Raw genomic sequence first — 26383 nt, 5'->3', positions numbered from 1 at the left:
GCGGGTTTCGGCGATGAATGTGTTGGTTCGCGGTGTGATGGGGGACTCAGTGTCCATGGCGGTGATGGGCAGCCATCGTGCTCACGTCCGTACACGAACCGTTCTGCCCACTCGGGTCTCAACCGAACCGCCGTGTCGAACATGCCCGCGTTGGCGATCCGGACGATCATCGGCGTGATCTGGTCCTCTGTGCCGAGATATTGCACTGCTTCCAGGAGGCAGCTGAAGGGCGTGGGGTGGTCAGGTCGGCGTGAGCGAGGCGGTCCAGCAGGCGGGTCACTGCTTGCTGTTGACCCGCACCGTGGAGTGCGCCGAGGAGGTAGGCGACCGCGGGCAAGTTGGCGGGGTCGGCCTGGGCGGCGGGATCGCGGGCGAGCAGTTGGGTCATCGCGTCTGGCGTGCCGGTTTCCCGCAAGGCCCGGATCAGCCAGCAGACGCCGAGCGAGTCGGTGAGCTCCACTTCGCCGACGCGGTCCAGGAACGTGGCGGCGACATGCTCGGCGAAGCCGTCTCGCAGTGCCCGCAGGAGCAAGGCGAGGCGAAGCGGGTTGGTGAGGTCGACCTGCCCGATGCGGTGCTGTAGCGCGTCGGCTGCCTCGTGCGCACCGGCGAAGTGCAACATTCCGAGCAGGTACCCGGCGGCGGGGAGATGGGTCAGGTCGGCGTGCGCACCGGGATCGCGGGCCAGCAACACGGTCATCGCCGCCTGCCGGCCGGCACCCCGTTCCGGGTGTTCCGCCTCGAGGACCATCAGGTACAGGAGGTTCGCCGGGACGAGAGGATCGGCAAGATCGAGCTCCCGCAGTGCGGTGAGCGCCTGCCCGCCGGCATCCGCTTCCAGCATCTCCAGCAGGTCGAAGACGACGTCGGGTGGATACAGGCCGGGGTAGGCCTTGGAATTGGAAGCCAGCAGCCCCAGCACCGCCTCGTCTGCCGTAGTGGTCCACCCCCAGGGCGGTTCAACGGGGTCGTGATGGGGTTCGGAACGGGAGAAGGACGCGTACCGGTCACGTGGCCGCAATGCGGCGATGGCGTCCCGCTCACCGGCTTTCCGCAGCTCCCTCATCAGCGCCTGCAGGTCTGCCGTGATAGGCCGTATGACACCGGCTTCGATATCGCGGGCGTGCGACGCGGACATCAGCCCGTGGTCGGCTCGACCCCGTAACATCGCCAAGTCCCAATCCACGTCTGGTCTCATCCACGGGTCATCGGAGGCTGGGCTGACGGGTGCGCACACATCAGCCAGCGGCGCGATCATGACCGCATCGGCGCCGACGCGCCGCAGAACTTCCACCAACAGGACAACATCGTCGGGGAACGTGAGATCCACACAGGCGCCGAGATCTCGCGTGAGCACCACCTCGATCGCGTCCTGGGCGTCGAGGTCCCGCAGCACCTCCAGCAACACGGCGACGGCGACCGGGTCGGTGATGTCGGCGTGGGCACCAGGATCGCGGGCGAGCAGCATTTCGACGGCGTCGTTCGCATCGGCGTGGCGCAGGGCATCGAGCAGGTGGGTGACCGCGCGGGTGTCGGTGAGATCGACGTTTCCCGCTGCCTGCCGTGCGACAGCGGCGGCCTCCGCCGGGTCGATGGAGTGCAGCAGCGCGATCAGGGGTACGGCCCCTGTGGGGGCGCGTTGGTACAACAACGCGGCGTGCCGCCACAGGCCCCGCGCCTGCGCCTCGAGCGCCAAGGTACCCAGGGTGCTGGGGTCGGCCCACGCGGCGACGGCTTCCCAGAACGTGTCCGGCGGCAGGACGTCGGCGCGGTCTCGGCGGCCGGTTTGTTCCAGGTAGTCCGAAAGTTGGTACCGCACCTGCTCGCGATCGCGACGGACGCGGGTCAGGGGGCCGCGCACGCCTTTGCACGGCGCCGTGACGTAGGCCAGGGCCTGGTCCAGCCAGGCCTCACCGGTCTGGTCCCATTCCACGTCGGTGAGATAGCCGGGTGCCGCGGCCGCCAGCAGCGCGGGCGACAGAGCCGGGCCGGCACCCAGGCGGTAGGCGTCGATCGCGGCGCAGATCAGTGCCCGGGCCGGTGCGGGAGCGTTGTGGTACCGGGACAGCAGTTCCGGGACGCCGGCCAGGTACTGGGTGATCTGCCCGCTGTCAGCCTCGGCCGCGGCACGGGCCAGGCGCGAATCCGTTGCCGCCGCACGCCGCAACCCCGGTAGCGCCGCACCGGTGAAGCAACCGGGTACCGCGATGTCCGTCCCGGCCAGCACGGCACGGACGTGAGCGTGCCGGTCGGCCTCATCCGCCGGCCCGCCACGCGTGAAGGTGTCCCAGTGTTGCGGCCACAGGGTGCCCAGCACCAGCACCGGGCCCCGCGCTGGATCGGTGAGCAGGGTGCGCAACGCGGTGGCCACCCGCTCGCCGGCATCGCTGCCGGGGCTGTGCAAGTAGAACTGCAGCTCGTTCAACCACACCACGGTGCGCGGCCCGACCCGGGGCAACCCTGCCAGAGCCGCCTCGATGCGGGTCGGGTCGAACGGATGCCACAACCGCCAGTCATCCGGCAACGTCTGGATCGCCTCCCAGCACGCCCGGGTCTTCCCCGTCGACGATCCACCCACCAGCACCACCATCGCACTGTGCCCCCGCGCCGCGCCCTCGACCGCTCTGCGCAGCTCGATGTCGTGCGCACGCGGCACATACACCGGCAGCAGCGGCAGATCCGGCTGCTGGCCGTCCAGCACGACCGGCCGATGCACCTCCAGGACGAACGGGTCGGTCAGCTCCCTGACCGGGACCGCGGCGACGCTCGTCGACACCACAGCCTCGTGGCCGAACTGCTGGGCCAGTCGCAGCAGTTCATAGCTTTCGGCCTCGACCAGCCGGCGCAGGTACTCGCGCTTGCCGAACTGGTTGTTCAGCCACGACACACCCCGCCACTCCAGCGCGATGTCCGGATGGGCGGCGATCAGGCGGTCGAACCACGCCTCCTCGCTCGGCGAATGATCAGTCGGCACGATCAGCACCCAGCGACTGGGCCGATGCCCGGCCGCGCGGGCCAGGGATTTCTCGATCTCCCGGCGCTGCTGCGGTTTGAGGCGTTCCCCGGCGAACGACTTGATCTCGAAGATGACCAGGCCCGCCGGACTGTCCCAGCGCACATCCCGGCCACCATCACCGCCACGCCCGTCGATCGGGCGAGCATCCGGATACAACTCCACGAGCAGTGCCTTGACCGCCGACTCGATCGTGGCCGGGTCCAGCCGCTCCCACTGAATCATGCTCATGGGCGGCCCGGCTCCGGCGAGGGTGTCACGGTGGTCATCGTGAGCAGGGTACGGCGGCCCCACCACCTGTGCTCAACAGCGCCAATCCCAGCGTGGTCAACACTTTCCGGCGGTGTGCGCCTCACCTCGCCGTTGACTGTGCGCGCCCGTCAGCGGCGAAGGCGCCGCAGCACCTTTCTGACAACCGAGCACGCCATGCCACCAGGTGGCGAGCGCGTCGGTGAGCAGGACGGCGTCCTCGTCGTCCATCCAGTCCGGGATGACGGTGGGTCCCACGTCGGCGAAGGGCACCCGGACGTACTCGGCCTGGCCGCCGTCGTACCCGCCGCAGGTGTGTGAGTAGCCGTAGATACCGCCGACAGCGGTCGCGTTGGGATTGACGTTGTGGCCGCACCCAGCGTGACGCGGACGATCGTGTCGTCCGGGTGCTCGACAGCGGGAACGTCCTTCTCCTCTGAGATCGCCGGTGCCGGCTCACGTCGAGAACGGGGACGAAGCGCCTTCCGCGCGGGTGCCGCCGCGGCGGGTGGCCGAAAGGGGCATGGCCACGTCCTCCAGGGACTTGCCTTCCGCGTCCACGGCGAGGAACCGCGCGACCAGGCCGCCGGCGATCATCACGACCGCGCCGAGGAGGTAGCCGATGAACAGCCGGACGGGGTGGTCGCCCTCGCCGATCAGTCCGCCGTAGATCACCGGGCCGAGCGCGCCGAAGCACTGAGCGATGGCGAAGAACACGGCGATCGCCTTGGCGCGCACCTCCAGCGGGAAGATCTCGCTCACGGTCAGGTACCCGGCGCTGGCCCCGGCGGAGGCGAAGAAGAAGATCACGCACCACGCGATGGTCTGGGTGACCGCGTTGAGCGACCCGGTGTCGAACAGCACGGCGGTGATCGCCAGCAGGACCCCGGACAGGATGTAGGTGCCTGAGAGCATGGCTCTGCGGCCGATGGTGTCGAACAGGTGCCCGATGGTGAACGGGCCGACCAGGTTGCCGACCGCGAACGCGATCAAGTAGATCGGCGTGGCCGCTGAGGGCACTCCGTAGAACTTGCCGAGCACCAGGGTGTAGGTGAAGAAGATGGCGTTGTACAGGAACGACTGGCTGATCATCAGCGATGCGCCGAGCACCGCCCGCGACGGGTACTCCCGGAACAGCACGCGGGCCAGCGCGACATAGCCGATCCGTTCGGCCGGTGTCACCTCGATCGCCTTGCCCTCGTCTACCGGGGGCAGGTCGCGACCGGCGAGCTGCACCTCGCGTTCGATCTCGGCGATCGACTGCTCGGCGGCCTCCTGCCTGCCGTGCATGATCTGCCAGCGCGGGCTTTCCGGCAGGTGGCGCCGCACCAGCAGGATCACCACGCCGAGCACCGGGCCGATCAGGAAGCCCAGCCGCCACCCGAGCGACAGGTCCATCCGGTTGAGCAGCACGTACGTGCCGATCGTGCCGAGCACCGCGCCCGCCCAGTAGGTTCCGTTGACCGCGATGTCGATCCGGCCGCGGTAGCGCGCCGGGATCAGCTCGTCGATCGCGGAGTTGATCGCGGCGTATTCCCCGCCGATACCCATCCCGGCGATGAACCGGGTCAGGTACAGGAAAATGACCCATCCGACGCCGTTGCCCAGGGTCAGCGCGGTCAGTCCGCTGCCGACCAAGTACACGCCGAGCGTCAGCATGAACAGGTTCCGGCGCCCCAGCTTGTCGGAAAGGCTGCCGAAGAACAGGGCCCCGACCACCTCACCGGCGAGGTACACCGTCGCCAGCAACCCGACCGCCGTCGAGGACATGTTCAGCGTCTCGGGCTTGGTCAGCGTGTCGGCGACCGCGCTGGCCACCGTGATCTCGAGCCCATCGAGAATCCACGCGACCCCCAGCGCCACCACCATCCGGGTGTGGAACCTGGACCATGGCAGGCGGTCGATCCGCGCGGGAATCAGAGTGCGGGTGCCAGCCACAGCCGGATTGGGCGTCGCCGCCATGACAACCTCCCGGTCCACCACTCACTAGGGACGCACGCCCCTCGGATGCCCCCGGCTCACCTGTCGAAACCCGGTCGTCGTCAGCTCCGGCTGCCAGCACCCCGACCGCACTCCGGCGAGAGATCAACCAGTGGGAATGTGTCGTTCCACCAGCTATCAGGACGCCCGCGCGACTTCGCCGCGCTCGCGTGCGCCATCCCTTCGTATTCCCGAAGTTCGCGAGCACGCCTTCCCACACGATCGGCCCGGATGCGGGATCGGCGGCGGATCCGCGTTGAGCGCCTCGACCTCCCTCGTGGGTAAGACCAGGCATGACCCCCGTGGGTGAGATCGCCACGCGGCTGGAGATGCACACGGCGGCGAGTTGCTGTGCTTTCGTCGAGTTGTCCGGGGACCGTTTGGCGACGCTGGCTGTTCGGGTACTCGACGGTGAGGCAAGCTGAGGTCCGCCGGCGAGTCCGGAGGTGACACGATGCCGACAATGGACACTTTGTGTGAACCGGGTCCGCTCATCCGTCAGGTCAGGAATCGCCTGGTACGGGAGCGGCCCGAAGTGCCGGGGAGCGTGCTGGACGAATGCGTGCAGGAGGCGTGGTCGCGTTTCGAGCACGCCCGCGTGCAGGCATTTGTCCCCGTCCTGGTCGAGCGCGCGGTCCGGGGCCGGATCGGCCGCCTGGCGGACGCGAGTGCCGTGCCGTTGGACGAGGTGTCGCTGCGAACGTGGTCATGGCTGACAGCCAGACGACTGCTGGCCGGCGAGCTGCCGCGCCGGTGGGCGCATGTGCGCGGTGTGGCGCGGCGGGCTGAGCAGATCGCGTCGGCGTTCCCGCCGCGAGAGGCGGAGGTGCTGGTGGCGTCCGCCTGGTTGCACGACATCGGGTATGCGTCCACCTTGGCTGGCACGGGACTGCATCAGCTGGACGGGGCCCGGTTCCTGGTGGCGTGTGGTGTCCCGTTCCGGGTGTGCGCGCTGGTCGCCCACCACGCGGGCGCGGCGGCGGTGGCCGAGCTGGTCGGTCTGGCGGACGAGCTGTCGGTGTTCGAGGACGAGCGAGGCCCAGTCCGGGACGCGTTGTGGTACTGCGACATGACCACCGGCCCCGACGGGCGGCGAATGACCTTCGACGAGCGGATGGCCGAACTGCGCCAGCGACGCTCCGCTGACGATCCCGTAGTGCGAGCGCTCGCGGTGAACGGAACCGAGCGCGCAGCGGCAGTCCGCCGCACCCAAGAGCGCCTTCGCCGCGAAGGACACTCCAGGGGCGTCACCCCCTGGTAGCTGATCACGTCGGCAGAAAAACGGCTTCAGCGCTGGGCGCTCGGCCGGACGACGATCTCGGTCATGTCCATATCGGCCGGTTGGTCGATGGCGGCGAGCGCGTTCAGATCCTCGTGCGGGGATCACGCCTGTCCTGTTCGAACCACCAGCTCAGCGCTGCGGTCGGATCGGCGCCATGCGACTGACCAGACCTCCGGCAAGTGAGTTCTTCCCTTCGACGCCCTGGTGCACGCCGTTTTTTTAGAACATCCTGAACCGCACTGCGAGCAAGTGGACGCAGGTGCGAGGCGGGGGCGTGGTGATCGACCTGAGCCGGAGCGGTCGCACACAAGTCGAGTTCGGAGACGCGCTGGCGAAGGTGAACTCGTTCATCAAGAACTATGATCCGCCCGGTACCCCCATGGTCGACATCAAGTTCGTAGGCGGGTGAAGCTTGGCGAAGATGCTCCGCAACGTTGAGTTCGATGTGGACATCGACCCGGCCATTCTGTTCGCGCGGGCCGCTGAGGTCTGGCGGTGTTCCGTGTGTGAGCGGCTCTGGGTCTTCTGGACCCCGGACGGCGAGCCGGTGGAATACCTGAAACGGTGACGAACGACTACACGCCCCAGATGCCAACGGCCTGATCTGGGGCCGGTGCTGTCGCTGCCACAGGGACTCGTGCTGCCGCGTCGATCGCCGCTCGCCGACCGGGGCTTAGGGGATGCTGGGACTGGTCGCAGGTGGACAGACCGTCGCCTTCGATCAAGGCGCGGTCGCGCAGAAGGAACCCCGGGTGATCTGGCGCCCGTTGTCCGGAGGGATCATCGCCGGGGCATGTTCTAGCCGACTGCGAGGAGCAGGCGCCGGAACTCGCGCCGATCTTGTTCGCTGAGTTTGGCGAGGACCCGGTCCTCGGCCTCAGCCACTTGGGGGTCGAGGCTCTTGAGCAGGGCCACACCTTCTCGGGTCAACGTGGCGGGCAGCGACCTGCCGGATGACACCGTGGCGGGCCGCGTCACCAGGCCGCGGTCCTGCAGTTCGCGGATCACCTTGTTCATCGCCTGTGGCGACACATTGGCCTCGCGGGCCAGTTGGGCGTTGGATTTCGGTGACTGCCAGAGCATGCGCATGCAGAAGTACTCGGGAACCGCCAGTTCCAATGGTTCCAGCACGGTGGTGGTCACCTCGGCACGCAGGGCCGCGGTGACGCGATGCAAGAGGTAGCCGAGTGGCTCATCCCGAGGACCTTCCATATCAACCATGTTGACACATATAAACCTGGTTGATATATCTGGGTGTATGACGAGTTCCTCCAGCGACGCGTTGTTCGAGTCCGCTTATCGTGGCCAGGCTCCCGAGATGGGGCAGGGCAACCGGCCGCCGTGGAGCCTGGGCGAACCGCAGCCTGCGATTGCCGCGCTCATCGACGCGGGCAGGTTCCACGGCGAGATCCTGGACGCCGGCTGTGGCGAGGGCGCGACATCGCTCTACCTCGCCGAACAGGGGTTCACGACCGTCGGCCTGGACCTGTCGCCTACCGCGATCGAACTCGCGCGCACGCAAGCCGCCCGCCGCGGCCTGAGCAGCAACGCGACCTTCGCTGTCGCCGATATCAGCTGTTTCACTGGCTATGACGGCCGTTTTGGCACCATTGTGGACAGCACCCTGTTTCACTCAATGCCGGTTGAACTGCGCCGGGGTTACCAGGAGTCGATCGTGCGCGCCGCGGCACCCGGCGCCTCGTATTTCGTGCTGGTGTTCGACAGTGCGACCGTGCCCGGGGGCAACGTCAACCCGGTCAGCGCCGAGGAGCTGCGGGAGGTTGTGGGCGCGTACTGGACCATCGACGAGATCCAGCCGGCCCGCATCCACGCCAACGTCCCGGCGAACTTCCCCGGCTTCCGGGACTTCGCCGGCAGCGACGTTCGCGACGAGGGCAACGGTCGCAAGTCGGCACCTGCTTGGCTGCTGTCGGCGCATCTGGCGTGAGGCCGCTACATCCTCCGGCGGTTAGCGGATCGGTTGGGGAAGAGTCCATACCTTGTCCATTGTGGACGTCATGAGGAACTCGTCGAGCACCGGTGCTCGCCTTCCGCAACGCGGCCTATTGAGAGTCCCGAAGGAGGTGCGATGCAGGTCATTGAGAGTCCTGAGTGGACAAGTTGGTCCCCTGACTGGTGATCGGCTCAGCTGGATCGGCCGAAGGGCTTCGAGTGCTACGCCCGTGGCTGTGAAACACTGCTCGGTGCGCTACACGCACTGACCACCACCGTCACTCGGCTCGCTCACAGCCGGATGTCTTGGGCCGGTCCGGACAGATCGCTTGATCTGTTGCCCGCAACGGATCAGGCGATCTGCTTTGCCGGTTAGGGAAGCAGCACGTACAGATCGAATTTGCCAGGTCCGGTGACGTCCGGTATTACGGTGACGCACCGGTAATCCAACCACGAGTGGTTCGGGACGCCGGCTGCGCCCGGGATCAGGCACTGCTCGTGGTGCGCATAGGTCGAGTGAAAACTCCAGGAGGACGCGTGGGCGGGCGCGGTTACTCCGACAGTCGTCAACACGGTGGCTATGGCCAGACCGGCTACACGGGCAGTACGCATATCCATCCTTAGGGGTGGTCTGGACCAACTGGGTACTCATTGTGGGTGGGATGTGGCCGGTGAACCATCGCCCAAACAGACGTACTTGCGGCGACTGGCTGGTGCGTGGAGGGGGTGATTGGGTACCACCTCGTGGCGAGTGCGGCCAGACTCCGGGGTGCCGAGTTGGGGTGAGGTTGCGGCTGGTGGCAGCCTCTACATAGGACTTCCCTTGTCGGTGTCGAGCTGCGGCACGCCAACCCCATCAGTGTCTGGACCCGGTTCGCCGTCCTGCCGCTGCTGGCGGTGTCCATCTGGAGCCGGGACTGGATCGGCTGGAGGTCACTGGTGCCGATCGTGCTGTCCCTGGTGTTCATGATGGTCAACCCCGTCCAGCAGTAGTTGAGTCCAATGTGGAGTCACCCGTATCCGATCCCAATGGAGCCTTGCTGCCGCCACGGGTGCAGGCCCTGGGACATTGTCTTCGGATGGCTGCGCGTTCGACGACTTCACCGGAGTTCGCTATAGTCCGGCGCGGTGGACGCGCTCTCATCTGATTTGCCTGCGGTCGAAACCCTGGGCGGCACAACGGTCATCTGCACCGACAAGACTCTCGGCTCGCCTGGCAGGAGAAGTACCCGACGATCGAGGTGAGCCTTGTGGTCACCCGCGCACAGCCTGATCGAGCAGGCCCGCGAGGCTCGGGTGGCCGGGGGAGTGGCCGGGCTGCTGCTGGGGTCGGCCAGTCGCGCCCTGCTGCACCACGCTGCCTGCCCGGTAGGGACCGTCAGGAGGTCACCTCCAGTGCCAGTAGGCGTCAGAACCGGAACCGCACGATGCGGGTGGACCGTTTCATCCCCGGCAGCAGGTTCAGCAGGCGATATACGCGCCGTACGTTCGCGGGCGCCTTGGCCATCAGCACCGGAGAGTCGTTCATCGGCGCCTCGTCGACGTACTCGAGCCGCGGGTGCCACCCGGCCAGCGCGGCTGGATCGTCGAAACCGCAGTGGAACCGGGTGCCGTACTTGCGCAGTGTGGGGTCCCATTTCGAGGTGCGCCACGCCCACACCGACACCGTGTCGAGCTGGATCCGGCCGGTGGGGAAGGCGTCGACGATGCTGGTGAGCAGCTTGCGGACGTCGGTCTCGGTGAGGTAGGGGACCAGTCCTTCGGCGATCATCAGCACCGGCCGGTCGCGGGGGATGCGGTCCAGCCAGGCCAGGTCGGTGACGCTGGAGCCGATCAGGGTGTAGTGCTCGCGCGGCGGCAGGAACTGTTGGCGCAGTTCGATGATGGCCGGGTAGTCCAGGTCGTACCAGTCGACGGTGGCGGGCGGGTCGATCCGGTAGACCCGGGCGTCGAGGCCGCAGCCCAGGTGCAGCACCACCGCGTCCGGGTGCCCGGCCAGGAATTCCCTGGCCCAGTCGTCGTGGGCTTTGGCGCGCACGACGGCGGCGAGGCCGAGTTGGCTGGTGCCGAACCGGCGGGTGTCGTAGCCGGGGTCGAGGCGGCGCATCGCCTGCTCGGCGTACCTGTCGCCGAGGATCGGGTCCGGCAGGCGGTTGTCCAGCGCCTTGGCCCTGAGCACCGGGCTGAGCGTCTTCTGCACACCAACAAGTCCGGGATCAGTCACATCGGCGACACTACACTCATTTCACGATTTCGTGAACCTTGTGAAATGGGGAGGGACTTTCGGCCCCTCTGCGCGGGGACGAGCGGGCCGGATCTCGCGTGTGACGATGGCTCACAACAACACCCAACCCGATGGGAACTTCGCCACGCGACGGCACGATCTCGCTGGGCACCGAGGTCACATCCTGCCCGCCCCGTTCGCCTCACCCCGCGTTTTCGAGTCCGATCAGGACAGTGGCCAAGCCTTCCACAGCGTGGCATAGCGGCCGCCTTGGGCGAGCAGTTCGTTGTGGGTGCCGGATTCGGCGATGTGGCCGTCGTCCAGCACTGCGATGCGGTCGCAGGCGCGGGCCTGGGTCAACCGGTGTGCCACCACGATGGCCGTGCGGCCGGCGATCAGGGCGGCTGCGGCTTCCTCGAGATCGCGTGCCCCCACGCTGCCCGCCTCCGCCGTCGCTTCGTCCAGCACTACCACCGCGGGGTCGCGCAACATGAGGCGGGCCAGGGCCAGCTGTTGGATCTGCGCGGCGGTTAGGGGTTGTTCTCCAGGGCCAACTTGGGTGTCCAAGCCGTGTGGCAGGGTTTGCGCCCACCGGTCGGCTTTGACGGCCTTCAGTGCCGTGAGGATCTGCTCGTCGTCGCTGCCGGGTGCCGCGTAGGTGAGGTCGTCGCGCAGTGATCCGGTGAAGACGTGCGTTTCCTGGGAGATAACGCCGACCCAGTCACGGAGCACCTGGGGATCCAGGTCCTCGACGTTCACCGCACCGTGCGGATCGGCCAGGGTGACGTGACCGCTGACCGCCGGAAAACTACCGGCCACGATGTTCGCCAGGGTCGTCTTTCCGGCTCCGCTGCCGCCGACCAGGGCCAACGACGTACCCGCGGGAACCATGAAACCGATGCCCTTCAGCACTTCCGGGCCGTCGCGGTACGCATGCCGGACATTGTGGACGGTGATCGTCACCGATCCTGCGGGGCGGCGTTGAATGCCGATGGTCGGTGGCGGCACCAGAAGCACGCCAACCGTTCGCGCCAAGGATGCTTGCGCGCGTTGCACGTCGTCGAATGAAAGCAGCAACGTGCCCAGCGGGGCGAACAGACGGTGGAACAGCAGTGCGGCGGCGGTCACGGCGCCGACGGTGACCGCGTCGGTCCGCACCAGCCAGTACCCGGTGAGCAGCACCGCCGACAGGCCGACCGCCTCGGCGGCGTTCATGGACTTGCTGAACCAGAGGTAGGTACGCGCGGCCCGTAGCCCTGCGGTTACATTGTCTTGCGATGCCTGGGCCAGTCGCCGGGTTTGCAGATCTGTCATGTCGTAGGCATGCACAGTGGACCGTCCGTACAGCGATTCGAGCACCACCCTTCCTCGTTCGGCTGCCAGGCGCCGTTCCTCGGCGTAGAGCCGGGCCGACCGTGGCAGATAAACCCGGAGGCTAAAGCCGTAGATCGGGAATACCACCAGGAAGGCGAGGGCCAGTCGCCAGTCCAACGCCAGGAAACCCGCGGCCGACAGGACGATGACGACACCCGCGCGTAGGACGTCCACTACCAGCGGCACCGCGGTGATGAAATCCTCCAGATCCTCGGTGACCCGGGACATCACCTCGCCCCGCCCGGCGCCTTCCAGCACCACCGGTCGCAGTGTGAGAGTCCGGTCCACGACCTGCTCGCGGAGGTCAGCCACGACGTGCCAGCCAAGGTGTTCGGTCGCCCGCAAGGCCAATGCCGTGCAGAACGCTCCTATTAGGACTGTCCCGCCGGTGCCCGCGATCAAGCCTGTCGGGTACGGCCCACTGACGCGAACCGCGTCCACCAGGCGCCCAAGCAGGAGCGGCGCGATGACGGTCGCGGCGGCGCCCAGCACTGTCCACATCAGAGCGACAAGGACGGCGCCGCGGTGGGCACGGCAAGCCTTGGCCAGTGCGGCGAGGCTCTGCTTGCCGGTGGCGATCGGCAGGGTCGTCATCGCAGCACCGCCTTGGCGTACTCCGCGTCCTGGGTGAGCAACGCGTGGGTGGCCACGGTCGGAGGCTGCGTCTGAGCAAGGAACACAACGCGGTCGCAGCGAGCCAGCAGCCCCGGCGACGTGCTGACCACCACTGTGGTGCCCGCCTCCGCACGGCGCAGAGCTGCCAAACCTTCGGCGACCGCGGCCTCGGTGGCGGAGTCGACGGCGGTGAGCGGGTCGTGCAGTACAAGCACGGGCGGGCGAGCGGCCAAAGCGCGGGCAAGCGCCACGCGTTGCCGCTGACCACCGGAGAGGTTCAGACCTCCGTCAATGAGCAAAGAACTCACCTCGTCCGCATGGGCAGCGGTGATGGCTGCGGCGGTCGGACCGCTCCGGCCGGTATCGAGCGCTTCGTGCAGCGTCCGTCCGAACAGGTGCACCGCGTGCGGCTCGGTCAGCACGTGCCGGGAGAGCGTGCGCCGGTCGAGCGCTGTCAACGCGACGTCGCCCAGCAGAACGGAAAAGTCGCTGAGGGCGCGGCCGGAACGGCCCGGGTTCCCGGTGAACAGATTGATCAGCCCGTCGGCGGTGGCCGGATCGGTCGTGGCGATGCCGAGCATCTCGCCGGGACGCACGGTGATGTCGGCACCAGTTGCCCGAAGGCGTAGCGGGCCGAGTGGTGTGAAAGGTGTGTGGTTTGGCTCTTGGAAGTCCAACAAGGGCGCGATCCGTGCGGCGCTCGCGCGGGAGATCGCTGCCTGCTTGATGCCCGCGGTGATGCGTTGGACCGGCTCGCCGACGAAGGATGCCGTGGCTACCACGGTGAGGAACTCGCCCACACCGATGACGCCTGACGTGGTCAGGGCACCCGCTGCTGCTGCGGTGCCCACCAACGCCAGCCCGGTCTCGACAAGGCCGGCGCCTTCGACCGCTGCCGAGGCAGTCGTGCCGCGCAGCGCCGCCGTCAGCGACTGTCTGCTCGCCCGGCGGTAACGGCGTGCGGCTTCCGGCACACCGCCGAAACCCCGCAGTCGTCGCAAAGCGTGGACGAGTTCGGCCGCGAGCGCTGCAGCCAGGCCAGAAGTCTGCTGGCGCGCGGTGATCCGGTGTTCCAGCCAGGGGCTGACCCGGTCGATGGCAAGGGTGAGCGCCGGCACGCCGATCGCGATACCGAGGCCGAGCCACGGCTCGATGCTCACCAGCACGACCACGGTCACGAGCATGCCCGCGCAGCCGGAGACGACGTTGACGATCGCCCGCATGACTTCCGCGGTGGCCTTGGCGTCGGAGACCAGGACGTTGGCCAGCTCGCCCGCACGACGGCACGTGCCGGCCCGCTCATCGGCAAGCAGCGTGCGTGCCGCGCGAACCCGGAGGTCGTGGGCTTCGGTGGCAGCGGCTGCGGTCAACGTCCAGAACGTAGTGCCGCCGCCGGTCGCGAGCACGACGAACAACACCAGGATGACGCCGACAGCCACCAGGATCGCCAGGGGCGGGCCGCCGTCCACCGCGTGGTCGACGGCCAGGCCGATGGCAAGCGGTACCAGTGCTTCGCAGATCTGATGGCCGACCGACGACACGCAAGCCACGGTGACCGGGCGTGCGCGACGGCGCAGTACCTCGGCGAGAACGGAGTGCATGCTCCGGACGCTAGGAATCGTGGTCCTGGCGCTCCACCGTTTCGGTCGAAACCGAATCCTCGGGGAAGAGGGTGATCAGCGCCCTACCCGCCGGTGTGAGTCCGTAAAGGACGTGGCGGCCGGTGCGGGACCGATCCACCGCGCCGGTCTCCAGCAGGGAGGTCAACTGCTCGGAGACCGTGCTGGGCGACAGTCCCAATGAGGCGGCCAGCACCGTCGTGGTCGACGGTTCGCCCAACGCCCTCAGGACCGCCGCGCGACCGGGCCCGATCAGCTGCGCCAGCCGGTCGGGGGAGCGCCGCGACGGTGTCTTCTTGTGCGCGAGCACCGCCGCACCCCGCGCCTGGTAGGTCACCATCTGGATCTCCGCGTGATCCGTGGAACAGGTCAGCTTGTCCTGCGCGAGGATCAGCGGCACCAGCAGCAGGCGCTGGTCGTGCGCGACCAGGACCGACTCGCGCCGCTTCGGCAGGGACAGCACCGGCCGGTCCCACTCGGCATCCCCGCGCAGGTTTGCCAGCACGGCATCCGGTCCGTGGGCGGCCAGCGTGCGGGCGCGCAGCAGCATCTCCTCGTCCAGCACGGTCCGCATCACCGGCCAGTACGGGGCGATCGCCAGCTCCCCGAAGGCTGTCAGCGCGTCGGCGAGCCTGCCGAAGGCGCGATCCCGGTCGTGCAGGTACGGCACGAGGAAGTCGGGCAGGCCGTCGGGGTAATGCTTGGCGAACTGCTGCTCCACCACGGCGTGTGGGGTCTGCCGCATCAGCTCCACCTGTTCGGCCAGCGACGGCCGGGCCGTGGGCGGGATCGGCGTGAACAGATCCGGTGTGGGACGGGCATGCTCGGCGCCGTAAAGGTGGGCGTATACCCGCAACGGCACCGTTTCCGGGACCGTGCGCAGCACCTCACGGGCGTGCTCGGCCCAGTCCGTGTATGGCCAGGGCGCCTGCCGCGCCCGTTCCCGGTGCACGAGTTCGAGCCCGGCCACCAGCTCACTGAGCGGGCTGATCGCGATCCGGGTCCGGTCGACCGCCGACTCACCGAGCTGGATGCGGATCACCACACGAGCCTAATACCGCTGGGGACCAAGCGGACCGACGCCCACTCGGATAGTGAGTTCCGGCGTGTGCCAGGTCGAAGCGGCGACGAGGGCATTGCGGCCCTTGGGCTATCAGTACGGTGGCGGCAATTGGCACGACGCCCTGCTGACACGCCCGCACAAAATCGACGCAACCTCGTCTGGGCGTCCGCGTCTTTCACGGTGTCCGCAACTGGTCACGACCAGCCAGAACGAAAACCCTTTTATGAAACCCGGGGGGAGTCATGTACCACAAAGCCGTTGTCAGGAAGCCCAATTGGACGTCAAGAAACGCATGGACCGTCGTCGCGATGGTGACCGGTGCGTTGTTCGCCGTGTCGGGATGTGCCGGTTCGACCGATCAGTCACCGGCACCCACACCGAGCTCGTCCACCCACCAGCAGACCAGTAACGCCAATCCCACCAACGCATCCACCGCATCGGCGGGACCGTCCACATCGGTCGCATCGAGTTCCGCCCGGGCCGCTGCGGCGCAGCCGGACTTCCCTGCGGCAGTTGCCCCGTCGGCGCTCCAGCACGGCGGCACCTACTGGGGTGTCTACGTTTCGGTCGTGCGCACGGACGACAAGCTGCAGATCAAGCCGGACGACCAAAAGCGACTCGACGCGGCCGCGAAATCCTTGGCCGACATCGGATACAAGCCGGACGCCGGTGCCTTCGACGTCGGCTGCGAGCAGGGCATGCGTGAGCAGCTCCGTCTTGATGCTCAGCGCAATTACGCCGCGGTGCGGATTTTCTTCACCGAGCAGTCGCAGGCGCAGCGGTTCGTCACGGCATATCAGCCGGGTGTCGTTGGTACGGCGAAGGTAACCCTCTACTGCATGGACTGAGTGCTTGCGCTGAACTCCGGCCGGGTGTTCTGGCCGACGTTCCCAGCCAGCCACTGCTTGCTGCGGCCTCCGGCTGCGACGCACCTCTTCTCGGCCGGAATCGGTGGCTGGTAAGGAACTTGGGAGTGAACGGCCGAAGGTCCCCAGTCGCGCACCGGTCTCGGTGCCGGTCATCGGTTTTGATCGGCACCTGCCGCAGGCCAAGCGCTCAGGTTCCCGCCTCCGCGAAGAGCTGGTGGCCCTTCGGCTGCTGCGACGGTCGAGAGCCGTCACGGCGAGGACCGCGGCCTCACGCCCGGAACGTGCGGCGGTAGGCGTCCGGCGACACGCCGATCGTGCGGTGGAGGTGGCGGCGCAGTGTCGTCGCGGTGCCCATGCCCGCGGCCGAGGCGATGGTGTCGATGCTGTCATCGGTGGTCTCCAGCAGCTCCTGCGCGCGGCGGATTCGCTGCGTCAGCAGCCACTGCAAGGGAGTGGTACCGGTTACCGAGCGGAAGTGGCGGGTCAGGTGGCGCGAGCTCATGTTCGCCTGGCGGGCCAAGTCCGCCACGGTGAGCGGTTGGTCCAGCCGTCGCATCACCCAGGGGAGCAGTCCGGCCAGGGGATGGCCGTCCTGGGTGGGCACCGGTGTGGTGACGAACTGGGCTTGGCCCCCGGCCCGGTGGGGCGGCACGACCAGCCGGCGGGCGACCAGGTTGGCGACCGCCGAGCCGTGGTCCAGGCGGACCACATGCAGGCACAGGTCGAGCGCCGCGGCCTTGCCCGCGGAGGTGAGCACACTGCCGTTGTCCACGTAGAGGACGTCCGGGTCTACCTTCACCTGGGGATAGCGCACGGCCAGTGCCTCGGTGTGGGCCCAGTGCGTGGTCGCGCACAGCCCGTCCAGCACGCCAGCGGCGGCAAGCACGAACACGCCCGTGCACAGGGAGACCACTCGCGCGCCGGTCTCGTGGGCCGCGCGCACGGCCTCGACGAGGTCGGCCGGCGGGTCCTCGTCGACGTCCGCCAAGGCGGGCACGATCACGGTGCCGGCGTGCGTCAGCCGGTCGAGCCCGCAGTCGGGTTCCACCTGGAACCGGCCGGCCTGGACCGCGTGCGTGCCGCACACCTTGACGTCGTACCAGGGCCCTGGCAGGCCGGCCGGGGCGGAGCCGAAGACCTCGCAGGCCAGGGCCAGTTCGAAGTGCAGCATCCCGTCGGTGGCGGCGACCGCGACGGAACGCGGGACGGAGCTCATGTCCGGAATTGTATGGGTCGTGTCGTTCCGGACACTGGGCACCGGGCGCCCAACGGGACAGGATCTCCGCAGTGGATCACTTCGGGCAGGTGGGAGCAGGCATGGGATCGGGTCCCAACGTGGCGGTGTTCGGCGCCTACGGGCACACCGGGCGGTTCGTGGTCGCGGAGTTGCGCGAGCGCGGGTACGTCCCGCTGCTCCTCGGTCGCGACCAGGACAAGCTGCTGGCGCTGGCGCAGGCCCAGCCCGGGCTCGCGGCGCGGCAGGCATCGGTGGACGATCCGGCCTCGCTGGACCGCGCGCTGAACGGCGCGGCCGCCGTGATCAACTGCGCCGGGCCGTTCGCCACGACCGCCGCCCCGCTGGTCGATGCGGCACTGCGCGCCGGCATCCCGTATGTCGACGTGGCGGCCGAGATCGAGGCGAACCTGGACACGTTCGCGCACTTCGCGGAGCGCGCCCGCGCGTCGGGCACCGTGGTGGTCCCGGCGATGGCTTTCTTCGGCGGCCTCGGTGACCTGTTGGTCACCACCGCGATGCGCGACTGGACGGCGGCGGACGAGGCGCACATCGCCTATGGCCTGAGCAGCTGGCACCCGACCGCCGGAACGCTCGCCGCGGGCGCGATCTCGGGGCAGCGACGAGGTGGCCGCCGGGTCCGCTACACCGGCGGACACCTGGAGTACCACGACGACGCACTGTCGACCCTGGAGTGGCCCTTCCCGGCTCCGCTCGGCCCGCAGCGCGTCATCGGGGAGTTCACGATGGCCGACGTCGTCACCGTTCCCAGCCACCTGGCCATCCCCGAGGTGCGCACCTACATGACCGCGAAGGCGGCTGCGGACCTGTCCGCTCCTGGCGCCCCGGCACCGGCCGCCGTCGATGATCGCGGCCGCTCAGCGCAGACTTTCCTCGTCGACGTCCTCGTCCGCTCCGGCGGCACGCAACGCCACGTGGTCGTTGCCGGTCAGGACATCTACGCCGTCAGCGCGCCGCTCGCGGTGGAAGCCGTCGACCGCATCCTCACCGGCCGGACCAGGGCCACCGGTGTCGTCTCCGCGGGTGCGGTTTTCGACGCCCCGGACTTCCTCCGCGCCCTGTCCTCACATCTCTCGCTGCATATCCCGCTGGACACACGCGGCTGACCGGCGACCCCGGGGCGCGGAGTACTAGCGACCTTTGGCGTCACTGATCGGTTCGAGGACGAAGACCGGGATCTGGCGGTCGATCTGGCGCTGGTAGCCGGCGTAGTCCGGGAACGTGTCGACCGCCCGGCGCCACCAAAGGGCCTTCTCGTCCCCGAACACCTCCCGCGCGCGGTATTGACGAGTCGTGGTGCGGTCCTGAAGTTCGACAACCGGTTCGGCGAGCAGGCTCGGGTACCACTGGGGATTGGCCGGTTGGGCGCCGTTGGATGCGACTGCGGCGTAGTGGCCGTCGTGTTCGACGCGCATCACCGGCGTCTTGCGTATCGCGCCGGTCTTGGCACCCCGGTAGGTCATCAGGACCAGGGGCCGGCCCTTCATCGTGACGCCGTCGGTCGTGCCAGTGCGCATGATCTGCTCGACATGCTCGCGCACAAACCCCAGCGCGCTCGGTTTGTACTCACCATTCAGGCCGTGCCGTCGGCTGTCGGGGCGCCTGGTGTCCACATTGGCGGTCAGGGTGTTGAGGATGCCGGGGAGCTCCGCCACCGTTTTGGCGGGCAGGCCGGTCACGGTCTCCTCCGCGAGCGCGCGCCACACGTCCTTGACCCGGTCGGCCAGTGCTTTCCCGCTGTCAGTGAGCTCGACGACGGTGGCGCGCTTGTCGGTCGGGTCGGGATAGCGGCTGATGTGGCCGGAAGCGTCGAGTTTACGGGTCATCAGCGTGACGCTGGGCGGCTCGCAACCCAGCGCCTCACTGAGCTGGGCCTGGATCATCGGGCCGGTCCTGGCGAGTTCGAGCAGCAGCGCCTCCTGCCCGGGGTGCAGGCCCAGCGGGGCCAGCAGGGCAGCGGCCCTGGCCCGGTGGCGCAGGCTCAGCAGGCGGATGGCCTGGTTGATGGCGTCGGCTTGGTCGGAGTTCACGGTGTCCCCCTGGCGGAATTAGTTATGCGGATAACGTTATGCGCATAACTAACTCTCGTCAAATCGCCGGGAGTCAAGAGTCGGCGAGATGGATCGGATCACATGCGGTACAACAGGATCGCGGCCTCATTCGGCCCGCTCGTGGGGAGTTCGCCGATTTCCGCGAAGCCGCGCCGGACCATGATCGACAAGACGTAGTCTCCGATGCATGTCGAGACTCCGCTGGGGAGCGGCAGTTGCTCTGGTAGTCGCATTGCTGCCAGGTACCGCCGCCGCTGTGAGCACCCCGCATACCGTCGTCGCCAGTCCGAGGCCGGAGATCGGCTCGCTCTCGGACGGCTCCGGCCCCACCGACCACCATTGCTCGGCGAGCATCGTCGCGAGCCCCAAGAACAACGTCATCGTCACCGCCGCGCACTGTGTGGCGGGCAAACGCAATGTGTTCTTCACCCCCGGCTACCACGACGGTCAGGCGCCGTACGGCACGTGGCAGTCCGCGGCGATCCACATCGATCCCGGCTGGGCCACCAGCCACGAAATCAACGGCGCCGGCTCGCCCTACGACTACGCGTTCGTTGTCCTGCAGCCCCGCAACGGCAAGAACGTCGGCGAAGTCACGGGTTCTTCGCTCACCCTCAAGACCGACGCCACTCTGCCCGCGGACGTGAAGGTCTTCGGTTACCCGTCGTCCGGGAACCCGAACTACAAGGACAAGCCGTACCTTTGCGACAGCACTGTCACCAAGGACGGCCAGTACTGGGAAACCCTGCAGTGCACCGGGATTCCCGGTGGCTTCAGTGGCGGCCCCTGGATCCTGGGCGGCGGCAGGGACCTGGTCGGCGTCATCGGCGGCAAGGGACAGAACCTGCCGGACACAGACCCCCGCAACTACAGCGTCCGCTTCGACAGCCGCGTCAAGGCGTTGTTCGACAAGGCCGTCGCCGCACCCATCCCGCCCGGCGACGGCAACCTCGGTTACCCGCTCGGCAGCGGCCCGCTGTGGAAACACGCGGATCTGATCACCAACGGCACCTTCACCGGCAGTACCCAGCCGGACATGATCGTCAAGTGGAGCGACGGCGAAGTCACCCTCTACCAAGGCGGATCGACCACCGACCCGCAGAAACCCTTCGCCGGCGAAACACAGCTCGCCGCGCCCAGCAGCATCTGGACCCACGCCAAGGGCATCGCCACCGTCAACAACGGCGTCGTCGTCACCTGGAGCGACGGGGAAGTCACCTACTACGGGTCCGTCACCAGGAGTGGCTTCGGCGGTGAGGTCCAGCTCGCCGCACCCAACGCCCTGTGGCGTGACCACGCGTCCTTCATCGCCGGCCTCGGCGGCGACCTTGTCGTGGTGTGGAGCGACGGGGAAACCACCCTGTACCAAGGCATCGCCGCCAACGGCATCCACTCCGAACGTCAGCTGGCCGCACCCAACGGAACATGGACCCACGCACAGACGATCTCCGGCGGCAACTGGGTGGGCTCCGGCACCCGGGACCTGCTGGTGCGGTGGAGCGACGGCGAGTTCACCATCTACGGCGACGTCGCCACGGCCGGCCTCGGCCAGGAACACCAGGTCCAGGCGCCGAACGACCTCTGGACCCACGCCACCGTCACCGCCGGGCGCGGCAACGCCATCATCGTGCGCTGGAGCGACGGTGAGGTCAGCCTCTACCCGGACGTCGACGGGCAACTGCACCGCGAGATCCAGCTCGTGGCTCCCTGACGTCATGGTGCCGCCGCCCATGCGGGAGCGCGGCGGCGGCACCTCGTCGCCGTTCGGCGGTGGTGAGCGCCCTGGTCCTGACAGGAGTCCACTGAGGACAGTGGACCGCTCCGGCCGTTGCCGGGCCGGAGCACGGACACCGGCGAACCGCGAAACTGACCACCGCGGCCAAAGCTGTTGACGGTAGGTGGGGCGGCGGGCATGGTCGATGGTGTCGGATCGAGTGGAGGAGCGGTGATGGTCGGCGTGAAACTTGTTGTGCGGCGGCACATCGCTGGCGGCTTCCCACCGTGACATGGTCTGTCACGCCAGGAAGCCGTCCATCGGGTGACCGATCAGGGCGGCTTTTTCTTTTGCCCCCGTAGTTCCGGACCGGTGGCGGCTTGGCGAAGCCGACGGACACGGTCCGAGTCCTTAACCGAAGATCAACGCCCGCACGCCCACCCCAGCAGGCTAGTGCTGTGGCCAGTCAGCAGCCCTTGAAGTGGTTGTCGGCGGACCAGCCCGCGTTGGCCCAGGCCTGCGGGGCCGCTGGGGTGAAGCCGGGGTACTGGCGCGTGAGTTCGGTGAGCAGCCAGTTGGTGAAGCGTGCGGCGCCTTGTGGGCAGGTGTGGATGCCATCGGCGCTGCGGTCGGGCTTGCCGTCCTTGACCTGCTGGTAGGTCGTACCCCAAACGGCGCCGGCGTCGAGCACGCCGGCCTGGCTGGGGTTACTCGCGGCGACGGCTTTCGCGACGCTGGGGGAGCGGTCCAGGTCGGCCATGTGTGGCTGGTAGAAGTCATCGGCCTTGATCGGCGGCGCAGTGACGAAGACCAGCTTCGCGCCCGCCCCGGTCACCGTGCTCAGGAGCTTGTTGTAGGCGGCTTGCTGCTCTTGCTGGCTGCCCCAGTCGTAGGTGGTGATCTGGTACACGACCACGGCCGGTTTGGCGGAGGTGATCTGCCCGGGCAGCGTCTCCCAGTTCTTGTCGGAGAACGGCCCGACCACGTTCCCGCCGCCCTCGGCGGCGATCGACTGGAACCCCACGCCGCTGGCCTGGAACGCTGCGGCCAGCGGCAACGCCTCGCCGACCGCGATGGAGTCGCCGACGAAGAGGACCTTGCCCAGTCCCGGCCGGGCGGACGCGTCGACGGCCGTGGACTCGCCGGAACAGGCACCGGCCAGTGCCGCCAGCAGGGTGAGCCCGGTCAGGCAGATGGCTCGGCTTCGTGTCTTCAGCATGGCCTCGACGGTGCCGGTGCCATGTCGCGGCGCCTCCGCCGGCATGTCGCGGTTGTGTCGCAGGACCACGCCGCGACCGGCGGCCCCGCGCGGGTTTTGTCCATACTCGACGGGGTGGCGGCGATTCTGCTCATCGAGGACGATCCCCTGGTCCGGCGCGGACTCCAGCTCGCGCTGGGCAGACACGGCCACGACATCCGCACGGCCGAGACCGGCGAGGACGGGTTGCGTGAGTTCCGCACGTCCACACCGGACCTGGTGGTGCTCGACCTGATGCTGCCGGGTATCGACGGACTCGAGGTGTGCCGCCGCATCCGCGCGGCGGGCGAGGTTCCCGTGATCATGCTGACCGCACGCGGCGACGACTTCGACGTCGTGGGCGGGCTGGCGGCCGGAGCGGACGACTACGTCGTCAAGCCAGCGCAGCCCACTGTCCTCGACGCGCGTATTCGTGCGGTGCTGCGTCGCAGCACCAGTACCTCCGACGGTGTGCGAGTGCACCGCGACTTGGAGATCGACACTGCGGCGTTGACGGTGTCGTTGCACAGCAAGCCGGTGCCGCTGACGCCGACCGAGTTGCGGCTGTTGCTCACTTTGTCGCGGGCTCCCGGCCGGGTGTTCAGCCGGCAGCAGCTGCTGGAGGAGGTGTGGGAACACGACTACCTCGGCGACTCGCGGCTGGTGGACAACTGCGTGCAGCGGCTGCGGGCGAAGATCGAGGGTGATCCGGCGACGCCGGAGTACGTGCAGACGGTACGTGGCTTCGGCTACCGGTTCGGGCCGGTATGACCAGAAGGTTCCGGCCGCGCGGGTTGCGTGCCCGGTTGCTGGTCGCCTTCGCGTCGGTGACGGTGCTGGGTGCCGCCGCCGCGGCCTGGTCGAGTGCCGGATCGGCGAGCACCGCGCTGGTCACCTCGACCCAGCAGCGCATCACCCAGACTGTCACCGGTCAGATCGCCGCGATCGCCCCGCAGCTGACCTATCCACCGGACCAGGACGCGCTGGATCGGCTGCGGACCGCCGTCGGACCGAACACGCTGGTGACGTACAAAGACCTGCGGTCCGCGGACGGCACCGGCACGGATTTGGTCACTGACGAGCTGCGCACCGCGGTCCGTGGGCGACACCGGTTGGTGACGCAACGGATCACCGCCAACGGAACACCTTGGCTGCTGGTAGGCACGCCGATCATGATCACAGCGCCGGACGGTGGACGGACCGAGTCCGGCATCGAGGTGTACTCCGTGCACGACCTCACCAGCGTCGAGCGGCAGATCGACGACCTCACCCGGTCGGCGCTCGGCACCGCCGCGGTGGCGCTGCCGCTGGCTGTGCTGCTGGCGCTGTTGGCCGCGGGCAGCGTGCTGCGCCCGGTGCGCAAGCTTCGCGACACCGCACGCCGGTTGGCGGCAGGCGATCTCGATGCGCGGACGGCACCCCAGGGCAACGACGAGCTGGCCGAACTGACCGCCACCATCAACGAGATGGCCCAGTCGGTGCAGACCTCGATGGCCGCGATGCAGCGGATGCAGGCCGACGCCCGGAGGTTCGCCGCCGATGTGTCCCACGAGCTGCGGACTCCGCTGAGCACGTTGACGGCTGTGATGGAGGTGCTGGCGACCACGACCGACGGGATGCAACCGGACGCCCGGGAGTCCGCGCAGCTGGCGATCACCGAGACCCACCGGCTGGTCCGGCTGGCCGAGGACCTGATGGAGGTGTCCCGGTTCGACGCCGGCACCGCCCACCTCCGGGTGGAGGACGTCGACGTGGCCGGCGCGGTGCGGGACTGCCTGCGCGCCCGGGGCTGGCTGGACCGGGTGGACCTGGTGGCACCGGACGACATCGTGCTGCGGCTGGACCGGCGCCGGCTGGACGTCATCGTGGCCAACCTGGTCGGCAACGCACTGCGGCACGGCAGGCCGCCGGTGGGTGTACACGTCTCGGTGTCCCGCGAGCAGGCGTGGATCGAGGTCATCGACAGCGGACCTGGTCTGCCGGAACACGTGCTGCCCCATGTGTTCGACCGCTTCTACAAAGCCGACGCCGCCCGCACCCGCAGCCCCGGCAGTGGGCTGGGGCTGGCGATCGCGCTGCAGAACGCCCGCCTGCACGGTGGAGACCTGACCGCGGGCAACGGCAACGGCGGCGGTGCACGGTTCGTGCTGCGCCTGCCGAGGGAGGTCGTGTGAAGCGGATCTGGTTGCTGGTGGCTGTTTTCCTGCTCGCGGGCTGTGGGGTCGAGCCCTCCGGAGTGACCGACGGCGGCGACGCCCCCACCGGCGTGGCGCCCGGGGTGACGCTGTACTTCGTCAGCGCACACAACGAACTGCGGCCGCAACTGCGCCGAACCGACCGCCTGGGCACCATCTCCGAGGCGCTGTCGCTGCTGCTGACCGGGCCGCAGGACTCGAACCTGCGCACGCAGATCGCGTCGAACGTGCCCGCGCGGGTCGTGGTGACCACCGCCCCGGAGCTGATCGAGCTGATAGTGCCCTTGACGATCCAGGACGTGACCCCGCTGGGCATCGACCAGATCGTGTGCACGGCTCTGGGCGTCCATGTGCAGGGCGGCGGGCCGAGGAGCACGAAGGTGCGGATCCGCTTCGTCCAGTCCACCCCGGAGTCGGACAGGCAACGGTCCTGCCCGCTGATCAAGTGATCACAGCTTGGTGATGTCGATGGTGGCCGGAGCCGGGGCGGGCAGCACCAGCCACAGCAGGGCGAGGCCGATCATCAGCGCCACGAACGCGAACAGCCCGCTTCGGCCCCTGGCCCACCGGGCGCGGAACCGGATCGGGTCCTCGATCAGGTATTTCGACAGAGCCGCCACACCGATCGAGACGGTCCACGCGGCCGCGGCCTGGAGCCAGCCGTCTCGCGGGGGAAGCAGCACGAACACCGGCCAGTGCCACAAATACAGACTGTAGGAGATCAGGCCCACCCACCGGATCGGCTGCCAGGCAAGGACTTTCGCCACCACCGTCGACGGCGCCCGCACACACAGCCCGATCAGCAACGCCGAAGCCAGCGAGTGCGCGAAGAGCCCGCCGGTGAACAGCCACGCCGAGTTCACCCCGTCGGCCAGCAACCACGCCATGCCGAGTCCGAACGCTAACAACGCCACCACGACACCCGCGTGTCGGCCGACCACGCGCGCCAACGCGACACGCGCCGGGCGGGTGGCGATCATGGCGCCCAGCAACAACGAGAACGCCCGCGTGTCGGTGCCGGTGTACACCCGGGTCGGGTCCGCCGGGCTCACCAACATGATCATCAGCACCAGCGAGCCGAGTGAGACCAGGGCCGCGATCACCCCGGTGCGGCTGTCCACCCGCCGCCCGCACCGGGCGACGACCGCGAGGAGTACCGGCCACACCAGGTAGAACTGCTCTTCCACCGCGATGCTCCACAGGTGCTCGAACACCCTGGCCGAGCCGAACCTGTCCCAGTAGCCGGCCGACTCCGCGAGCAGGTGCCAGTTGACGACGTTGAGCTGCACCCAGGGGGCGTCCGCGAGGGTCGTGCGGACCAGATCCGGCGTTCCGATGGCCCAGACGGCGATACTGACACCGGCGAGCGTGGTCGCCAGCGCGGGCAGCAGCCGGCGGATCCGCCTGCCCCAGAACGCGGTCAACGACACCGCGCCGGTCGCCGCGATCTCCCGCAGCAGCAGCTCGGTGATCAGGTAGCCGGACAGGGCGAAGAACAGGTCCACGCCGAGAAACCCACCGGGCAGCAGGCCGGAGTGGAACAACAACACCCCGAGGATCGCGACACCGCGCAACCCGTCCAGCGCGGGCAGATGCGGTTTGCGGCCGTCGGCCGCAACGGCCCCGGTCGGCTGAACTTGTGCCATATGCCGACTCTGCGGCGCCGGTGTCGACGTGCTGTCCCGGTCAG

The 26383-nt window shown here is 68.5% G+C and carries 22 protein-coding genes; 10 read left to right on the top strand and 12 right to left on the bottom strand.

From position 1 onward, the window contains the following. Positions 1-166 precede the first annotated feature (166 nt). From AB0J95_RS25865 to AB0J95_RS25855, 3 genes are all read right to left on the bottom strand, one after another. A complete protein-coding gene (locus tag AB0J95_RS25865; RefSeq protein ID WP_364762729.1) occupies positions 167-3244 on the bottom strand; it encodes a hypothetical protein in 3078 nt (1025 codons plus the stop codon). Between the two features lie 96 nt (positions 3245-3340). Then, a complete protein-coding gene (locus tag AB0J95_RS25860) occupies positions 3341-3493 on the bottom strand; it encodes a hypothetical protein (RefSeq protein ID WP_364762726.1) in 153 nt (50 codons plus the stop codon). Positions 3494-3718: 225 nt separating this feature from the next. Then, the gene (locus tag AB0J95_RS25855; RefSeq protein ID WP_364762723.1) at positions 3719-5224 is read right to left on the bottom strand and encodes an MFS transporter; all 1506 of its coding nucleotides are present in this window, start codon (positions 5222-5224) and stop codon (positions 3719-3721) included. Between the two features lie 472 nt (positions 5225-5696). Between AB0J95_RS25855 and AB0J95_RS25850 the strand changes: the two genes are divergently transcribed. Both AB0J95_RS25850 and AB0J95_RS25845 read left to right on the top strand, forming a co-directional pair. Next, on the top strand, positions 5697-6503 hold the full coding sequence (locus AB0J95_RS25850; RefSeq protein ID WP_364762721.1) for a three-helix bundle dimerization domain-containing protein: 807 nt from the start codon (positions 5697-5699) through the stop codon (positions 6501-6503). A 442-nt stretch (positions 6504-6945) separates the two neighbouring features. Beyond that, positions 6946-7092, top strand: a complete 147-nt coding sequence (locus AB0J95_RS25845; protein ID WP_364762719.1) for a hypothetical protein — start codon at positions 6946-6948, stop codon at positions 7090-7092. A gap of 230 nt (positions 7093-7322) precedes the next feature. Here AB0J95_RS25845 and AB0J95_RS25840 read toward each other — a convergent pair whose 3' ends face one another. Further along, positions 7323-7736 carry a MarR family transcriptional regulator gene (locus AB0J95_RS25840; protein ID WP_364762717.1) on the bottom strand — a complete coding sequence of 138 codons (414 nt, stop codon included), beginning with the start codon at positions 7734-7736 and terminating at the stop codon, positions 7323-7325. 46 nt (positions 7737-7782) lie between these two features. On the opposite strand from AB0J95_RS25840, the gene AB0J95_RS25835 reads away from it, so the two are divergent. Together AB0J95_RS25835 and AB0J95_RS25830 are read left to right on the top strand one after the other, a co-directional pair. Then, positions 7783-8472: a class I SAM-dependent methyltransferase gene (locus tag AB0J95_RS25835; RefSeq protein WP_364762715.1), complete on the top strand. Its 690-nt coding sequence runs from the start codon at positions 7783-7785 to the stop codon at positions 8470-8472. A gap of 842 nt (positions 8473-9314) precedes the next feature. Next, complete coding sequence (locus AB0J95_RS25830) at positions 9315-9470, top strand: DUF6653 family protein (RefSeq protein WP_364762876.1); 156 nt, start codon at positions 9315-9317, stop codon at positions 9468-9470. Between the two features lie 415 nt (positions 9471-9885). Here AB0J95_RS25830 and AB0J95_RS25825 read toward each other — a convergent pair whose 3' ends face one another. The 4 genes from AB0J95_RS25825 to AB0J95_RS25810 all read right to left on the bottom strand — a co-directional run bounded on the left by AB0J95_RS25825 (position 9886) and on the right by AB0J95_RS25810 (position 15351). After that, positions 9886-10701: a class I SAM-dependent methyltransferase gene (locus tag AB0J95_RS25825; RefSeq protein WP_364762713.1), complete on the bottom strand. Its 816-nt coding sequence runs from the start codon at positions 10699-10701 to the stop codon at positions 9886-9888. A 225-nt stretch (positions 10702-10926) separates the two neighbouring features. Further along, the gene (locus tag AB0J95_RS25820) at positions 10927-12576 is read right to left on the bottom strand and encodes an ABC transporter ATP-binding protein (protein WP_364762873.1); all 1650 of its coding nucleotides are present in this window, start codon (positions 12574-12576) and stop codon (positions 10927-10929) included. An 89-nt stretch (positions 12577-12665) separates the two neighbouring features. After that, positions 12666-14291, bottom strand: coding sequence for an ABC transporter ATP-binding protein (locus AB0J95_RS25815; RefSeq protein ID WP_364762710.1), 1626 nt, complete (start codon positions 14289-14291; stop codon positions 12666-12668). A gap of 10 nt (positions 14292-14301) precedes the next feature. Continuing rightward, positions 14302-15351, bottom strand: coding sequence for a winged helix-turn-helix domain-containing protein (locus AB0J95_RS25810; protein WP_364762707.1), 1050 nt, complete (start codon positions 15349-15351; stop codon positions 14302-14304). 263 nt (positions 15352-15614) lie between these two features. On the opposite strand from AB0J95_RS25810, the gene AB0J95_RS25805 reads away from it, so the two are divergent. Beyond that, positions 15615-16220, top strand: a complete 606-nt coding sequence (locus tag AB0J95_RS25805) for a hypothetical protein (protein WP_364762704.1) — start codon at positions 15615-15617, stop codon at positions 16218-16220. A gap of 289 nt (positions 16221-16509) precedes the next feature. On the opposite strand, the gene AB0J95_RS25800 is transcribed toward AB0J95_RS25805, so the two are convergent. Next, positions 16510-17457 carry a helix-turn-helix domain-containing protein gene (locus AB0J95_RS25800; protein ID WP_364762701.1) on the bottom strand — a complete coding sequence of 316 codons (948 nt, stop codon included), beginning with the start codon at positions 17455-17457 and terminating at the stop codon, positions 16510-16512. 101 nt (positions 17458-17558) lie between these two features. On the opposite strand from AB0J95_RS25800, the gene AB0J95_RS25795 reads away from it, so the two are divergent. Beyond that, on the top strand, positions 17559-18602 hold the full coding sequence (locus tag AB0J95_RS25795) for a saccharopine dehydrogenase NADP-binding domain-containing protein (RefSeq protein ID WP_364762698.1): 1044 nt from the start codon (positions 17559-17561) through the stop codon (positions 18600-18602). Between the two features lie 24 nt (positions 18603-18626). Here AB0J95_RS25795 and AB0J95_RS25790 read toward each other — a convergent pair whose 3' ends face one another. Further along, positions 18627-19526 (bottom strand): nitroreductase/quinone reductase family protein, encoded by a 900-nt coding sequence (locus AB0J95_RS25790; protein WP_364762695.1) that lies wholly within the window; start codon positions 19524-19526, stop codon positions 18627-18629. Positions 19527-19803: 277 nt separating this feature from the next. On the opposite strand from AB0J95_RS25790, the gene AB0J95_RS25785 reads away from it, so the two are divergent. Then, on the top strand, positions 19804-21258 hold the full coding sequence (locus AB0J95_RS25785; protein WP_364762692.1) for a trypsin-like serine protease: 1455 nt from the start codon (positions 19804-19806) through the stop codon (positions 21256-21258). A gap of 469 nt (positions 21259-21727) precedes the next feature. On the opposite strand, the gene AB0J95_RS25780 is transcribed toward AB0J95_RS25785, so the two are convergent. Next, positions 21728-22480, bottom strand: a complete 753-nt coding sequence (locus tag AB0J95_RS25780; RefSeq protein ID WP_364762689.1) for an SGNH/GDSL hydrolase family protein — start codon at positions 22478-22480, stop codon at positions 21728-21730. A gap of 114 nt (positions 22481-22594) precedes the next feature. On the opposite strand from AB0J95_RS25780, the gene AB0J95_RS25775 reads away from it, so the two are divergent. The 3 genes from AB0J95_RS25775 to AB0J95_RS25765 are packed head-to-tail and all read left to right on the top strand — an operon-like array spanning position 22595 to position 25142. Further along, positions 22595-23269 (top strand): response regulator transcription factor, encoded by a 675-nt coding sequence (locus AB0J95_RS25775; protein WP_364762871.1) that lies wholly within the window; start codon positions 22595-22597, stop codon positions 23267-23269. Continuing rightward, entirely contained in the window at positions 23266-24672 is a 1407-nt protein-coding gene (locus AB0J95_RS25770; protein ID WP_364762686.1) for a HAMP domain-containing sensor histidine kinase, read from the top strand. The genes AB0J95_RS25775 and AB0J95_RS25770 overlap by 4 nt, the downstream gene beginning before the upstream one ends. Continuing rightward, positions 24669-25142 carry a hypothetical protein gene (locus AB0J95_RS25765; RefSeq protein ID WP_364762683.1) on the top strand — a complete coding sequence of 158 codons (474 nt, stop codon included), beginning with the start codon at positions 24669-24671 and terminating at the stop codon, positions 25140-25142. The genes AB0J95_RS25770 and AB0J95_RS25765 overlap by 4 nt, the downstream gene beginning before the upstream one ends. Here the strand turns inward: AB0J95_RS25765 and AB0J95_RS25760 are convergent, their stop codons facing one another. Continuing rightward, the gene (locus tag AB0J95_RS25760) at positions 25143-26339 is read right to left on the bottom strand and encodes an acyltransferase (protein WP_364762681.1); all 1197 of its coding nucleotides are present in this window, start codon (positions 26337-26339) and stop codon (positions 25143-25145) included. Positions 26340-26383: the final 44 nt, after the last annotated feature.

Origin of the sequence: Actinocrispum sp. NPDC049592 (genome assembly GCF_040675465.1) — a bacterium.
GTDB lineage: Bacteria > Actinomycetota > Actinomycetes > Mycobacteriales > Pseudonocardiaceae > Kibdelosporangium.
Note: the sequence above shows the minus strand (reverse complement) of the source record. Positions and strands in the feature narration are given on the sequence as shown.

What these genes read in the sequence shown, in the direction of transcription:
- AB0J95_RS25865 (WP_364762729.1), bottom strand. Translation starts at nt 3,244, where the DNA reads ATGAGCATGATTCAGTGGGAGCGGCTGGACCCGGCCACGATCGAGTCG.
- AB0J95_RS25860 (WP_364762726.1), bottom strand. Translation starts at nt 3,493, where the DNA reads ATGGACGACGAGGACGCCGTCCTGCTCACCGACGCGCTCGCCACCTGG.
- AB0J95_RS25855 (WP_364762723.1), bottom strand. Translation starts at nt 5,224, where the DNA reads ATGGCGGCGACGCCCAATCCGGCTGTGGCTGGCACCCGCACTCTGATT.
- AB0J95_RS25850 (WP_364762721.1), top strand. Translation starts at nt 5,697, where the DNA reads ATGCCGACAATGGACACTTTGTGTGAACCGGGTCCGCTCATCCGTCAG.
- AB0J95_RS25845 (WP_364762719.1), top strand. Translation starts at nt 6,946, where the DNA reads ATGCTCCGCAACGTTGAGTTCGATGTGGACATCGACCCGGCCATTCTG.
- AB0J95_RS25840 (WP_364762717.1), bottom strand. Translation starts at nt 7,736, where the DNA reads ATGGAAGGTCCTCGGGATGAGCCACTCGGCTACCTCTTGCATCGCGTC.
- AB0J95_RS25835 (WP_364762715.1), top strand. Translation starts at nt 7,783, where the DNA reads ATGACGAGTTCCTCCAGCGACGCGTTGTTCGAGTCCGCTTATCGTGGC.
- AB0J95_RS25820 (WP_364762873.1), bottom strand. Translation starts at nt 12,576, where the DNA reads ATGTGGACAGTGCTGGGCGCCGCCGCGACCGTCATCGCGCCGCTCCTG.
- AB0J95_RS25815 (WP_364762710.1), bottom strand. Translation starts at nt 14,291, where the DNA reads ATGCACTCCGTTCTCGCCGAGGTACTGCGCCGTCGCGCACGCCCGGTC.
- AB0J95_RS25805 (WP_364762704.1), top strand. Translation starts at nt 15,615, where the DNA reads ATGTACCACAAAGCCGTTGTCAGGAAGCCCAATTGGACGTCAAGAAAC.
- AB0J95_RS25800 (WP_364762701.1), bottom strand. Translation starts at nt 17,457, where the DNA reads ATGAGCTCCGTCCCGCGTTCCGTCGCGGTCGCCGCCACCGACGGGATG.
- AB0J95_RS25795 (WP_364762698.1), top strand. Translation starts at nt 17,559, where the DNA reads ATGGGATCGGGTCCCAACGTGGCGGTGTTCGGCGCCTACGGGCACACC.
- AB0J95_RS25780 (WP_364762689.1), bottom strand. Translation starts at nt 22,480, where the DNA reads ATGCTGAAGACACGAAGCCGAGCCATCTGCCTGACCGGGCTCACCCTG.
- AB0J95_RS25770 (WP_364762686.1), top strand. Translation starts at nt 23,266, where the DNA reads ATGACCAGAAGGTTCCGGCCGCGCGGGTTGCGTGCCCGGTTGCTGGTC.
- AB0J95_RS25760 (WP_364762681.1), bottom strand. Translation starts at nt 26,339, where the DNA reads ATGGCACAAGTTCAGCCGACCGGGGCCGTTGCGGCCGACGGCCGCAAA.